Here is a 13714-nt window from a genome sequence, read left to right as displayed (position 1 = left end):
GGGAATTATGATATTTGTCTGTAGTGGATAGAGTTAGTCGGATTAGGAGCAGATTCGTCTGACGGACGAATGTGTTCTTATAGCAGGATTCCCAGTGGGATCGCCGTAAGTGGGCGGCATGGGAAAATCAAAGGGATAAATCCCTCTAAATCCGCCGAAAGCGGGCGATATGGGGAAATCAAAGGGATAAATCCCTCTAATTCCGCCGAAAGTGGGCGGTACGGGGAAATCAAAGGGATAAATCCCTCTAAATCCGCCATAAGTGGGCGGTATTGGGAAATCAAAGGGATAGATCCCTCTAATCCCGCCGAAAGTGGGCGGGAGGCGGAAATGAAGAGCAAAAGTGCCCCTGATTTCATCGAATGCAGGCAAAAGGAGAAAGTGAGGAGCAAAAGTGCCCCTGATTTCATCGAATGCAGGCAAAAGGAGGAAATGAGGAGCATTGTGAAGTGACCGTAATCTCTACATAAGCTGCACAGCCCGCATAACCGCATAAGCTCCAGCTTGATTCAGCCGTTAGGGTGATTTTGTTCTGATTCCGTTATTCCGCGAGGAGCGGGGCAGGGGGTTGCCGCATAATCCCGCTTTTGTATTTATAGGGGGCTGTTGTGCTAAACTTGAGAGCAGGACTGCATTTGCCGGCATGTATGCCCAAGCAAAGGCGGTTTGTGGAGAAGACAGGAGGAGATGGCATGGCGTTTGTTACTGTGAAAGGCGAATATAAGCGGTACAAAATGGGGGAGACCCTGATTGTAGCCAATGACGGAATTGATTTTGAAATTGAACAGGGCGAGTTCGCTGTGATTGTAGGTCCCAGCGGAGCGGGGAAATCGACGGTGCTTAACATACTGGGCGGGATGGATTCCGCCGACGAAGGCCAGGTCATTGTGGACGGTACCGACATCGCTCGTTTCAGCGCCAAAGAATTGACCGGCTACCGCCGTAATGACGTGGGTTTTGTATTCCAGTTCTATAATCTTGTACCCAATCTGACGACGCTGGAGAATGTTGAGCTGGCATCCCAGATCTCTCCGCGTGCGCTGGATGCCCGTAAGGTGCTGGAGGATGTAGGACTTGGAGAGCGGCTGAATAACTTTCCGGCCCAGCTGTCCGGCGGGGAGCAGCAGCGTGTCGCCATTGCCAGAGCGCTGGCCAAACAGCCGAAGCTGCTGCTCTGCGATGAGCCGACAGGTGCGCTCGATTACAATACCGGCAAACAGGTACTGAAGCTGCTGCAGGATACCTGCCGCAATACCGGAACCACGGTTATTGTCATTACGCATAACTTGGCTATTGCACCGATGGCGGACCGGGTTATTGAAATCAATAACGCGAAGGTACGGAAAATGGTGAGGAACGCAACACCGGTATCCGTGGAAGATATTGAATGGTAAGGAGCCGGAGGACATGAAGAAACGGGCATTATGGAAGGATGTTTTTCGGGAAATCCGTCATACGAAAGCAAGGTTTCTCTCGATTTTTGCGATTATTATGCTGGGGGTAAGTTTTTTTGCCGGGATCAAATCAGCGGGGCCGGATATGCTGGATACCGCAGCGACTTATTATAAGGATCATAGGCTGATGGATTTACGTGTTCAGTCCACTTATGGGCTGACAGAGAAGAGTATTGATAATCTTCGGGACATTCCCGGAGTGCAGACTGTTCAGCCTGTGTACAGCTCGGATGTGTTTCTTGGTGAGAGCGGACTGATTGCTAAGGTGTATTCCTATGCTGACGATAATGAACTGAACGGGTACAAGATTACCTCCGGGCATCTGCCTGAGGCATCCGGGGAGATCGTACTTGACGCCTATCTGCTGCAGGAGGAAAAGTTCTCGCTGGGAGATTCAATTACCTTCAGCGGCGAGGCAGGGGATGATCTGGCGGGGAATTTCCAGACATTGAGCTATACCGTGGTCGGCTTCGCGCAGAGTCCGCAATATATTGAAACGTCGACCCGTGGAACGAGCCGCATCGGCAAAGGGACAGCCGATGCGTTTGCTGTCATCCGGGTGGATGACTTCAGCCTCCCGGTGTACACAGAGGCCTATCTCAGCTTCACGGATACGGCTGCAGAAACAGCTTATACTCCGGCTTATGATGCTCTCATCGAGCGGCATCTGCCGGAGACCGAGGAAGCGCTGAAGGATTACCCGCAGCAGCGTCTGGAAGAGCTGAGGGCGGAAGCCGCAAAGCTGCTGGCTGCGGGCCAGCAGCCTATGGACGAGGCGCAGCAACAGCAGGCGGAGGCCTCTGCAGCGCAGAACCCGCTGGAGCTGCCGAAGGTGTATGTGACAGACCGGACGATCAACCCGGGTTACGCCGAATACAAGGATAATGCAGACCGGCTGTCGGCGATTGCCACGGCGTTTCCGGTGTTCTTTTTCCTGATTGCGGCACTCGTCAGCTTAACGACGATGACCCGTATGGTTGAGGAGCAGCGTCTGCAGATCGGTACCTTGAAGGCACTTGGGTATGGTTCCATGGACATTATGACCAAATTTCTGGTCTATGGCACACTCGCCAGTCTTGCCGCGTCCATTGCGGGGCTTGCGATCGGCTTCACCTTATTTCCGGGCATTATCTATAATGCCTACAGCCAGCTCTATAACCTGCCGGGGGTGATCAAAAGCTTCTATCCCGCCTACGCCATTATTTCCATAATAGTAGCGCTGGTATGTACAGCCATGACGGCGATGATTGCTTCCCGGGTGGAGCTGCGCAGCAATGCGTCGGTGCTGATGCGGCCCAAGGCCCCCAAGAGCGGACAGCGTATTATGCTGGAGCGGTTCGGCTTTTTGTGGAAACGGCTCAGCTTCGTGCAGAAGGTGACGGCCCGCAATCTGTTCCGCTACAAGCAGCGGATGTTCATGACTGTAATCGGGGTGGCGGGCTGTACCGCGCTTATACTGACCGGCTTTGGGCTGAAGGATTCCATTGGCAGCATTGCCGACCGGCAGTTCGGCGGGATTATGAAATATAGCGCCCTGGTGGCGCTGCATGACAATGCAACAGCCGAAGATAAGGCGTCCTACGCAGAACTGATTAAACAGGAGTCCGCAGTTACGGGAACGCTGGATGTGCTTCAGGAAGCAATGACTGCCCGGGCCAAAGGGGTTAACGATCAGGAGGTGCGGATTTTCGTCCCTGCAGATGCTGATAAACTGGCTCCGTTCGTTACACTGAAGGACCGTACATCAGATGAACCGCGGGTGCTGACAGACGATGGCGCAATCATTACCGAGAAGCTCGCCAAGCTGTATGATCTGGTTCCGGGAGACAGCCTGACTGTTCTGGATAGCAACAATGAGGAATTTCAGGTCAAGGTGTCGGCGGTTACCGAGAACTATGTGCTGCATTATGTGTATATGACGCCGGCTTACTATACCAAGGTATTTGGCGGCGGGCCGGTCTATAACACTCAGCTGCTGAACTACAGCGCGCAGGATAAGCAGTGGGAAGACAACTTCGGGGAAAAATTAACCGCGAACGGCCAGGTGGCGCTGGTCAGCTTTTCCAGCGGGGTGGGCGAAGCTTTTGACGGGACCATGAAGAGCATGGACGTTGTTATAGTAGTACTGATCGTGTCCGCTGCTGCGCTTGCCTTCGTGGTACTCTATAATCTGACCAATATCAATGTGTCTGAACGGGTCCGGGAGCTGTCCACAATCAAGGTTCTGGGCTTCTACGATAAAGAAGTCACCATGTATATATACCGGGAGAATATCCTCTTAACACTGCTCGGGATCATCTTCGGCGGTGCACTGGGGATTCTGCTGCATGGCTTTGTCCTGTCAACGGCTGAGCTGGATGCCACGATGTTCGCGCCGCTGATCAAGTGGCAGAGTTACCTGTATGCGGCCCTGCTGACCGTGCTGTTCTCGGGGATTGTAATGGCGTTCATGCACCTTAAGCTGAAGCGGATTCATATGATTGAAGCGCTGAAATCGGTGGAGTAACGTAGTCACTATTTTGTCAAAAACATAAAAAGAGCAAGAAAATGAGGAAGAAAAACAGGCTGCCGGAAGAGTTCTCCTGGCCTGGTTTTCTTCCTTTTTGTGTATTGAAATATAGAAATCACTATGCGACCAAGCTCGCAAAAAAGATAATCATGCTGAAAGATGTCGAATTAACACGAAAATGATAACATTAAGTCATAAAAACTAACCGTATTAAACACAGTTGAATAGTTTGAAAAGAGGTTCTTGGTGAGTTTCTTTTACTATATTGGAAGGAATTATTTTTTGCGCGCATAAATAAGATATGAAAGTGATAAATAAATATATTGACGTAAGATATATTCACATGTAATATAAACCATAATTTATAGGGAATTGTTAAGACTCCCAGCCGGGAAAGTTGCCCCTGCCTCTAATTGACCTGCGGTCTATTTGATCCTTGAATGTCATAGGTATCGTATGTGATGTTATATTACATGGATTGCAGATGTCAGCTGAATTATAGCGGCAGGGGTAGAATCATCCAGAATACCCAGTCTCCCGGAAGCTTTGAAGAGAAGGTGGCGAACCGGACCTGTGGTTCCGGGTAACGCTCACTACACGCACTTAACTAAGGAGGAGTAAAAGGAATGGCGAAAAAGAGAAAATGGTGGTCTGGTTTACTTGTTGTATCGTTGGTAGGGGTTCTATTTACGGGTTGCAGCACCAATAACACTGCAAGTTCTCCAACTAATGCTCCTGCAGCAACAACAGCCGCTGAGAGCGCAGCACCTGATGCTACAGCTGAACCGGCCGCAGATGCACCGGTTGACGGCGGAACAATTGTACTCAGCACATTCTCCGATATTGTTAATATTAATCCTCTCTTAATCAATGACACCTCTTCAGGCGATATTGCCCAATTCGTATTCGCCTCCTTGTATGATCTGGACCGTGGAGGGAACGTAACTCCGGAGCCTTGGTCACTGGCTGCAGAGCTTCCGGTTATCTCTGAAGATGGTCTGACTTATACCGTGAAATTGAAAGATACAATCAAATGGAGTGACGGCCAGCCGATTACTGCGGATGATGTAGTGTATACAATTGAAACCGGCAAAAATCCGGAGACAGGTTCACCGCTGACCAGTGCATTTGACAAGGTGAAGACCGTAGAGAAGGTCGATGACCAGACTGTGAAATTCACATTGTCCCAAATCTATGCGCCGTTCCTGTACGCCCTGTGCCAGGCTATCGTGCCAGCGCACATTCTGAAGGATGTAAAGCCGACTGAAATCCAAACCAATGCCTTCGGTACAGACCCGGCCAAGACCGTAACCAGCGGACCTTGGAAATGGACAGCCTGGAAACAAGGCGAAAGCCACACCCTTGATGCCGATCCGAACTACTGGGGTACTGTTAAGCCTCATATCGCTCAAGTGGTTTACAAAATCTACGCCGATCAGAACACTGAGGTTCAGGCTATCATGAAGGGCGACACGGACCATATCAGTGCGATTCCGGTAACGCAGGTTGAAGCCGTTAAAGCTGACGGCGATATCGACATTATTCAGAAGCCGGGCGCACAGTATGAATATGTAATGTTTAACTTCGACGGCAAGAACTTCCCTGATAGCTATGGCCTGTTCGCCGGACAGAAGACCAGACAGGCAATTGCACATGCACTGAACCGTCAAGGTATGGTAGACAATATTCTAAAAGGCGTAGGCGCCCTGATGAATGCCCCATTCCTTCCGGACACTTGGGCTGACCCGGGTGATGCCGCTGTGAACTATGACTACAACGCCGAAACTGCCAAGAAGCTCCTGGCAGAAGACGGATGGGTTGCTGATGCCAAAGACGGTATTCTCACTAAAGACGGACACCGCTTCTCCTTCGAACTGCAATACAATGCCGGCAACAGCCGCCGCGAGCAAGTAGCCGCTGTTATCCAGCAGAACCTGAAGGATGTTGGGATTGAAGTAACACCTAAGGCGATCGACTTTGCAGCTTGGATTGACCAGAACGTAACACCGGGTAAATTCCAGGCCTTGCTGCTGGCTTGGTCCCTGAATACACCGGATCCGGATGCAGAGAGCATTTTCTCCTCCAAATACTTCCCGCCTGCCGGCCAGAACAGCGGCTGGTATAAGAATGAGAAGCTGGATCAGCTGTGGGTAGACGGTTATTCCACTGTTGACCAGGCTGAACGTAAAGAGATCTACAAAGAAGTAGGTAAAGAAATTTCCACGGATCTTCCATATGTATTCCTGTATCAATATGGTCAGGCTATCGGAACAGGTCCTAGAGTTCACTGGGCAGAAGAAGATGCTCCTGAGCCGTCACTGGGCTACGGACAATTCTTCCACGCTATCAAATGGTGGGTAACCGACTAACGAACCGAACTAACTGAATAGAATTACGGGAGGTGAAAGAGAATTCTCTTTCACCTCCCCCTTTTGTATGAATGGGGGAGCCTTCCGTAATCTATCGCCTTACCATCTCTAGGAGGATAGCCCATGACAGAATATCTGATACGACGCGTGCTTCAATCGGTATTGGTCATCTTTCTGATTACCATACTGACCTTTCTTCTCATCCATGCTGCTCCGGGCGGACCGACGCAAGTCATGCTATCTCCGGGCTTATCCCCGGAAATATTTGAACAGCAAGCCAAGAACCTTGGGCTGGATCAGCCTGTTCCGGTACAGTATGTGCGCTGGATCGGCGACCTGCTGCAAGGAGACTTGGGTTACACCTTCAAGAACCATATTGCGGTATCCGATCTTCTCTGGCCGCGTATTGGCAACACCGTGATTCTGATGGGTGCGGCTTGGCTGGTATCACTGCTGATCGCAATTCCTTGGGGGATCTATAACAGTACCAAAGTGTATGGTCTATCTGACCAGACGGCTTCATTCATTTCTTACTTAGGCTTCGCAATGCCGACCTTCTGGTTCGGAATACTCCTCCAGCAATGGTTGTCACTGAAGCTGGACTGGTTTCCGTTGTCGGACATGTACACCAGAGGCAAGGAAGGCAATATAGGCGATTTGTTCATGCATCTGGTGCTGCCGATTACGGTGTTGGCACTTGGTTTCCTGGCCTCTTATATGAAATATGCGCGGGCAAGTATGCTGGAAGTGCTCGATCAGGATTATATCCGTACGGCACGTGCCAAGGGCGTCAAAGAGCGTAAGGTGGTCTTCCGCCATGCGCTGCGCAATGCACTGATTCCGATTATTACGATACTCGGCCTTGATCTTCCCATACTGGTGGGAGGGGCCGCTTTAACTGAGAATGTATTCAACTGGCCGGGAATGGGCCGTTGGTTTGTTGAGATGGCAGGTGCGCGCGAATATTCGGCACTGATGGCTGTTACTATAGTGACGGCTGTTATAGTCGTTATTGGCAATCTCCTGGCAGATATACTGTATGCCGTAGTTGATCCCCGGGTGAAGCTCGGTAAGCAAGGGGGCAAGACGGCATGAATACAGAGAATACTGAGCTTACCAAAGGGGCTGTATCTAAGCCGTTTGGAACCCCGGACATGAATCCGATGCCCGGAGGGACAGACCCTGAGATTGCGGTAGTGGATTCCAAGCGGCCGCCGGGTCCCTGGAGTGTTTTATGGAAGAAATTCTCGCGCAATCCGTTCGCAATGGGCGGTTTGGTAGTCCTGATTATATTTGTGCTCATTGCACTCTGCGCTCCGTGGCTGACCAAATATAAACCGGAAACGATTGATCTGATGTTCGCCAATCTGAAGCCGGGGGCTGAAGGGCATCCTATGGGCACAGACGAGCTGGGCCGCGATATTCTCAGCAGACTGCTGTACAGTGCGCGTGTTTCCCTGGCTATCGGATTCTCTGTTGCGTTTGTTTCCGTAGTTGTCGGATCGGTTATCGGTGCGATTTCAGGGTATTTCGGCGGGTTTGTGGATACGGTATTCATGCGTATTGTAGACGTGATGAACTCTGTGCCGACCCTGTTCCTGAACATCCTGATTATGGCGCTGTTCGGCACACAGATTAAATACATGATTCTTATTCTGGCATTTACGAGCTGGATGAGTATTGCCCGGCTCGTCCGGGGGACCTTCCTGCAGCTGCGTGAAATGCAATATGTGGAGGCGGCCAGGGCGATTGGAGTATCCAGCTGGGGCATCATTTTCCGGCATCTGCTCCGTAATGCAAGCTTCCCGATTATCGTAAATGCGACCCTGATGGTCGGCGGTGCGATTCTGAGTGAATCTGCGTTGTCGTATCTGGGCCTCGGCATTCAGGCACCGGCTACAAGCTGGGGGCTAATGCTCAGCAACGCTCAGGAATTCATGCTGGTTGACCCGATGCAGGCAGTGTACCCGGGCTTCTGCATCCTGCTCGTAGTGCTGGCAGTTAACTTTATCGGCGACGGTATCCGGGATGCTCTAGATCCCAGACAACAAGTGACCAAATCCCGGAGGAGGCTGGAACAATGGCGGAAAAACTACTCGAAATCCGGAAGCTGACCGCCGGCTTTGCAACCGAGAAGGGCCTTCTCAAAGCAACCGACGGCATCTCCATTTCTGTGAACAAAGGCCAGACTGTCTGTATTGTCGGTGAATCCGGCAGCGGTAAAAGTGTAACCTCACTCGCGATTATGCGGTTGATTGATTATGCCGGAGGGATGATTCTTGACGGCAGTATTAATTTTCACGGCCAGGATTTGGCGGCGAAGAGCCAGGAAGAGATGCGGGAAATCCGCGGGAATCAGATTGCCATGATCTTTCAGGACCCGATGTCGTCGCTGAATCCGGTATTTACGGTAGGCGAACAGATTGCGGAGAGCCTGCGGCTTCATCAGAACAAGAGTGATGCCGAAGCCATGAGAATGGCGGTTGATCTGATCAAATTAGTCGGTATCCCGGCTCCGGAGATCCGTGCCAAGCAGTATCCGCATGAGCTGTCCGGCGGGATGTGCCAGCGCGTCGTCATTGCTATTGCGCTGGCTTGTAATCCTGAACTGCTCATCGCCGATGAGCCGACAACCGCACTGGATGTTACGGTGCAGGCTCAGATTCTGGATCTGCTGCGCAAGCTTCAGTCCGAACTCGGAATGTCTATTCTGCTGATCACCCATGATATGGGTGTAGCGGCAGAGATGGCTGACCGCATTGCTGTTATGTATGCCGGAGCCATCGTGGAGGAGGGGACGGTCGAAGAGATTTTCGACCACCCGAGCCATCCATATACGGTCGGGCTGCTCCGGTCGATTCCGGGGTTTGAAGGCGGACGGGGAGGCGAGCTGTATACCATTCTCGGGACGATTCCTCCGATTGGCCAGCTGCCCTCCGGCTGCCGCTTTAATCCGCGTTGTCCTCATGCCATGGATATCTGCAGGAATCAGGAGCCGCCCGATTTCATGATCTCGGACGATCATCGTGCAGCCTGCTGGCTGTTCAAGGATAAGCCGGTGCAGGCAGATTACAGCAATGAGGTGAAACGCGCATGATGAATGAAACGGCAACCCAACCGGTAAGAGAACATATGCCTTCTTCAGAAATATTGCTGGAAGTTAAGGACGTGAAGAAATATTTCCCGATCACCAAGGGTCTGCTTAACCGCACCGTCGGACAGGTCAAGGCTGTGGATGGTGTTAATCTATCCATCCGCAAAGGCGAGACCTTCGGGCTGGTCGGTGAATCCGGCTGCGGCAAATCCACGTTCGGCCGGGTGCTGCTCCGGCTGCAGAGTGCAACCGGGGGAGAAGTGTTATTCAAGGGGAAGGATATCCATTCCCTGAGCTCCGGTGACATGCGGAAGCTGCGGGAAGAAATGCAGATTATCTTCCAGGATCCGTTCGGCTCGCTGAATCCGCGGTTCCTCGTCAAGGATATTATCGGAGAGCCGCTGCGCATTCACCGGAGTATGTCGGCTAAAGAGATTGATGCCCGGGTAGTGGAGCTGATGGAGCTGGTGGGGCTGGATGCCAGCCGCCGGAACCGTTACCCGCATGAATTCTCCGGCGGACAACGCCAGCGGATCGGGATTGCCCGGGCGATTGCCCTGAATCCGCAGTTTATCGTTGCCGATGAGGCTGTATCGGCACTGGATGTATCGGTACAATCCCAGGTGATCAACCTGCTCATGAAGCTGCAGAAGGAACTCGGATTAACCTTCCTGTTCATTGCGCACGGCCTGAATGTGGTCCGGCATATTTCGGACCGCGTCGGGGTAATGTATCTGGGCAAGCTGGTGGAGGTGTCTGAGACGGAGGAGCTGTTTGCAGCTCCGCTGCATCCTTACACAGCCGCCCTGCTCTCGGCGATTCCGAAGCCGACACCAAGACGCAAGCAGGACCGCATTGTGCTGGAGGGCGATGTGCCATCCCCGGCTAACCCGCCGTCCGGCTGCCGGTTCCATACCCGCTGCCCGTTTGTCCAGGACAAATGCCGCCAGGTGGAGCCGCTGCTTGAAGAGGTTGTTCCAGGCCGTCCGGTGGCCTGTCATTTCCCGTTGCTGCCTAATGCATAATTGTCAGGGAGTCCGATAAGGATATCCCCATATGAAGGGGGTGACTCCGCAGCCATGTACCAACGGCTGCGGGGTCACCCCTTATTTTGGTGCCTCGGTTAGAATACAGGCTTCAGATAGTCGAGAAACACCCGCTTGAGAATATCCAGCTGGAGCTCTGTCGTTAGATCCGCTTCAAGCATAGGGATGTTCTTCTGCAGCGAGAGCTTCTTCGAGAAAATGCCGAACGTATTAATTAATGTAGTTAAAGTATCCCTCACCTCGAGATCAGAGCGGACCGAGCCGTCCTCAATGCCATTCTGAATGATCCGGGAATAGACCTGCGAAATTCGGCGGGTCAGAGCATTGAAATGATGAATATCCTCCAGCGGTTCCGGGAAATGGGCGGCGTAGCTTTCGAAGTCAACCATGAAGGTTGTGCTTAATTTATAGTGATCCTCGATGAAAAAATCGAATAATGCTTCAAGCTTGTCCAGGCATGGCACAGGCAATCCGGCCACATATTCAAACCGCTCCAGCATCGGCTCCAGCAGCCGGGTAGCAACGGCGACAATCAGCTTTTCTTTCTTCGGGAAATATCTGAACAGGGTAGCAATGCCGATATTCGCGTCAGTTGCAATATCCTGCATCGTGGTTTTCTCAATCCCCTTCTGATTAAATACGCGTTCTGCTGCTTCCAGAATCAGCGATAAGCGCTGTTGTTTGCCGTCAAGGCGTTCCTTCTCGTATCTTGTTTTGGGATCCATAAGAGCTTATACCCTTTCACTATCGGTATTTGAACTACCAGTAGTATAGCTAGTGGTTATTCTTTAAGCAAGGAGGGTTTGAGTTTATCTGCACAAAGTGATATGATAAATATCACAGTGATAGTGTAACTATCACAATACATTTTAATTCACACAACGAAGGGGATACAGCTATGAATCGACTGAAGGATAAGGTTGCCATTATTACCGGAGCCGGCAGCGGCATGGGACGTGAAGAAGCACTGCTTTTTGCGCGGGAGGGTGCCAAGGTTGCCGTTACTGATATTAATGAAGCTGCGCTGCAGGCTGTAGTGAAGGAGATTGAAGCTGATGGCGGTCAGGCTACGGCTTATGTGCATAATGTGGTCTCTGAAGAGCAATGGGTCCATGTGATCGAAGAAGTGATGAAGACTTACGGCAAAATCGACGTGCTGGTTAACAATGCGGGAATTTCGCTTGCAACCGGACTTCTGGATACAACTATGGAGCAGTGGAACAAGGTCATCAGCATTAACCTGACCAGCACCTTCCTTGGGATGAAATATGTGGTTCCGCATATGCAGGAGAATAATGGAGGCTCAATCGTCAATATTTCATCGATTGCCGGACTAACCGGAAGCAGCGGCGCAGGTGCTTATACAGCCTCCAAAGGCGGGGTCCGCATGCTGAGCAAAGCGGCGGCTGTTGATTTCGGTAAAGATCATATCCGGGTCAACTCTGTGCATCCCGGCTTTGTCGAAACGCCAATGAGCGCTGAGTTCGTGAATGACGAACAAAGGCTGAAATGGTTCCTGTCCCAGACGGCGCTGCCGCGTGTCGGCCGTGCCTCCGAAGTGGCGGAAGCCGTGCTGTTCCTCGCTTCCGATGAGTCGGCTTATATCACTGGTGTAGAACTGCCGGTAGACGGCGGCGTTACAGCGAAATAAGAGCCCGAAGCCCCGGCTCCCGGGAGGGACAAACTTGAAATAGATGAAGAGGAGTGCTGCCGGTTTATGGGCAGCGCTCCTCTTTGCTTTTGATACCGCCGTAAACTAATTATTGTGTAAAAGCCACTTCTATAAGAAAATGAGAAAAAGACTGATTATTGTAATTCTAATCCTAATCAATGACGCAATGGATGCGGAACCGGAGGCTATGGTGAAAAAGGTCGACAAAGCAGTTTCAGCTCTCTTTATTCTTATAATGATAGTGGCCGTATGGATATGGGCGGTGTCCGTGCATGCGTGGAGCCTGATGGGCACCCTTGCCTCGCTAGTCTGTCTGGGGCTGTTTATCTGGACGGGACTGCGGGCCATTCCCGCTTTGACCGGATACATAAGTTCATGGAATATGCAGGAGCCGGTACGTATCAACAGTCTGCCTGAGGAGCGGCAACGGACATGGTGGAAGATTGTGCTCTGGGTGGTGGCCAGCCGTGTGCTGCTCATTCTGATAGCCTATGTCTTCTGGATGCTTAAAGACGGGGTTTCCGGAAGCTTATTCTCCCGTTTTATCGATACCTGGCATATTCGCGGAATAGACGCCATGTCTTATCTGGGGATCGCTGAGCACGGGTATGTCACGGAAGGAGACTCCCGGTTCCACATTGTGTTCCTGCCTTTATTTCCAGTCATTATTAAGCTGGCGCAGTTTTTCACAGGCAATTATATGGTCGCCGGCTTTGTAGCCGCTAACCTTTGCACCCTTGCTGCAGCGTTGTTCGCTTATGAGCTTGCCAGGCTGGACATGGGACGCAGCAATGCGCTGCGGGTCGTGAAATATATTTTCATCTTTCCTTCGGCGTTCTTTTTCTTCATCCCCATGACGGAGGCGCTGTTCCTGCTGCTCTCCCTGATGGCATTGTATTATGTGCGCCAGAAGCGCTGGCTGCTCGGCTGTCTCTGTGCGGCGCTGGCCGGCTTCACCCGTTCTCCGGGGATACTGCTGGCTATACCGGTTGCCGTGGAATTTGCCCGGGATTTGGCAGCAGGCTACAGACAGCTGGAGCGGAAGGCTTTTATTAACAGACTGGTCAAAGCAGTGGTCTCTCTGGCTACAGTGTCCTTCGGTCTGCTGGCTTATCTCTATATCAATTACAATGTTACGGGCAACGCATTCCAGTTCAGTATTTATCAGCGGGAGCATTGGTCGCAGCAGTTCTACTTCTTTTTCGATACGGTGAGATATCAGATGGAGTATGCCGTGAAAACCTTCAAGGATGCAGACTTCCGTTCTTTCCTGGGGCTGTGGCTGCCCAATCTGATTAGTATCTTCCTGGTGCTCTTGATGATGTTCAAAAGCGCGAAGAGACTTCATCCTGCTTATATGGCGTATTTAATCGTCTATTTCGTCTACGTTGTAGGTCCGACCTGGCTGCTGTCCGCTCCGCGTTATTTCGCCGTGGCTTTTCCGCTGGCCTTCGCGGCAGTAGTGTTGACACAAGATAAGAAATGGAAGGATATCGCGCTTACCTCCTTATTCATTGCGGGGAGTCTGCTGTATCTGGCAGTGTTTGTAGCCGGGTATCCGGTGTATTAG

General features: G+C 51.5%; 10 protein-coding genes. 9 read left to right on the top strand and 1 reads right to left on the bottom strand.

The window, feature by feature from the left end; all coding sequences use genetic code 11:
• Window positions 1–692 precede the first annotated feature (692 nt).
• From GC101_RS15020 to GC101_RS14990, 7 genes are all read left to right on the top strand, one after another.
• Window positions 693–1394, top strand: a complete 702-nt coding sequence (locus tag GC101_RS15020; RefSeq protein ID WP_042133636.1) for an ABC transporter ATP-binding protein — start codon at window positions 693–695, stop codon at window positions 1392–1394.
• 13 nt (window positions 1395–1407) lie between these two features.
• Window positions 1408–3960 (top strand): ABC transporter permease, encoded by a 2553-nt coding sequence (locus GC101_RS15015; protein WP_171717891.1) that lies wholly within the window; start codon window positions 1408–1410, stop codon window positions 3958–3960.
• 629 nt (window positions 3961–4589) lie between these two features.
• Window positions 4590–6332 carry a peptide-binding protein gene (locus GC101_RS15010; RefSeq protein WP_171717890.1) on the top strand — a complete coding sequence of 581 codons (1743 nt, stop codon included), beginning with the start codon at window positions 4590–4592 and terminating at the stop codon, window positions 6330–6332.
• A 123-nt stretch (window positions 6333–6455) separates the two neighbouring features.
• A complete protein-coding gene (locus GC101_RS15005; protein WP_039306525.1) occupies window positions 6456–7427 on the top strand; it encodes an ABC transporter permease in 972 nt (323 codons plus the stop codon).
• Window positions 7428–7486: 59 nt separating this feature from the next.
• Entirely contained in the window at window positions 7487–8446 is a 960-nt protein-coding gene (locus GC101_RS15000) for an ABC transporter permease (protein WP_171717896.1), read from the top strand.
• Window positions 8413–9429 (top strand): ABC transporter ATP-binding protein, encoded by a 1017-nt coding sequence (locus tag GC101_RS14995; RefSeq protein ID WP_171717889.1) that lies wholly within the window; start codon window positions 8413–8415, stop codon window positions 9427–9429. The genes GC101_RS15000 and GC101_RS14995 overlap by 34 nt, the downstream gene beginning before the upstream one ends.
• On the top strand, window positions 9426–10451 hold the full coding sequence (locus tag GC101_RS14990; protein ID WP_281365885.1) for an ABC transporter ATP-binding protein: 1026 nt from the start codon (window positions 9426–9428) through the stop codon (window positions 10449–10451). The genes GC101_RS14995 and GC101_RS14990 overlap by 4 nt, the downstream gene beginning before the upstream one ends.
• 98 nt (window positions 10452–10549) lie before the next feature.
• Here the strand turns inward: GC101_RS14990 and GC101_RS14985 are convergent, their stop codons facing one another.
• On the bottom strand, window positions 10550–11197 hold the full coding sequence (locus tag GC101_RS14985; RefSeq protein ID WP_171717888.1) for a TetR/AcrR family transcriptional regulator: 648 nt from the start codon (window positions 11195–11197) through the stop codon (window positions 10550–10552).
• A gap of 173 nt (window positions 11198–11370) precedes the next feature.
• On the opposite strand from GC101_RS14985, the gene GC101_RS14980 reads away from it, so the two are divergent.
• A complete protein-coding gene (locus GC101_RS14980) occupies window positions 11371–12123 on the top strand; it encodes an SDR family NAD(P)-dependent oxidoreductase (RefSeq protein ID WP_171717887.1) in 753 nt (250 codons plus the stop codon).
• Between the two features lie 139 nt (window positions 12124–12262).
• Window positions 12263–13714: a hypothetical protein gene (locus GC101_RS14975; RefSeq protein WP_171717886.1), complete on the top strand. Its 1452-nt coding sequence runs from the start codon at window positions 12263–12265 to the stop codon at window positions 13712–13714.

The organism is Paenibacillus phytohabitans (assembly GCF_013141775.1).
Classification (GTDB): Bacteria; Bacillota; Bacilli; order Paenibacillales; family Paenibacillaceae; genus Paenibacillus_AQ; species Paenibacillus_AQ phytohabitans.
Note: the sequence above shows the minus strand (reverse complement) of the source record. Positions and strands in the feature narration are given on the sequence as shown.

Bases quoted from the DNA above. Each gene is read 5' to 3' on its own strand.
- GC101_RS15000 (WP_171717896.1), top strand. From the start codon at position 7,487: ATGAATCCGATGCCCGGAGGGACAGACCCTGAGATTGCGGTAGTGGAT.
- GC101_RS15005 (WP_039306525.1), top strand. From the start codon at position 6,456: ATGACAGAATATCTGATACGACGCGTGCTTCAATCGGTATTGGTCATC.
- GC101_RS15010 (WP_171717890.1), top strand. From the start codon at position 4,590: ATGGCGAAAAAGAGAAAATGGTGGTCTGGTTTACTTGTTGTATCGTTG.
- GC101_RS14985 (WP_171717888.1), bottom strand. From the start codon at position 11,197: ATGGATCCCAAAACAAGATACGAGAAGGAACGCCTTGACGGCAAACAA.
- GC101_RS14980 (WP_171717887.1), top strand. From the start codon at position 11,371: ATGAATCGACTGAAGGATAAGGTTGCCATTATTACCGGAGCCGGCAGC.
- GC101_RS14990 (WP_281365885.1), top strand. From the start codon at position 9,426: ATGATGAATGAAACGGCAACCCAACCGGTAAGAGAACATATGCCTTCT.
- GC101_RS15015 (WP_171717891.1), top strand. From the start codon at position 1,408: ATGAAGAAACGGGCATTATGGAAGGATGTTTTTCGGGAAATCCGTCAT.
- GC101_RS14995 (WP_171717889.1), top strand. From the start codon at position 8,413: ATGGCGGAAAAACTACTCGAAATCCGGAAGCTGACCGCCGGCTTTGCA.
- GC101_RS15020 (WP_042133636.1), top strand. From the start codon at position 693: ATGGCGTTTGTTACTGTGAAAGGCGAATATAAGCGGTACAAAATGGGG.
- GC101_RS14975 (WP_171717886.1), top strand. From the start codon at position 12,263: ATGAGAAAAAGACTGATTATTGTAATTCTAATCCTAATCAATGACGCA.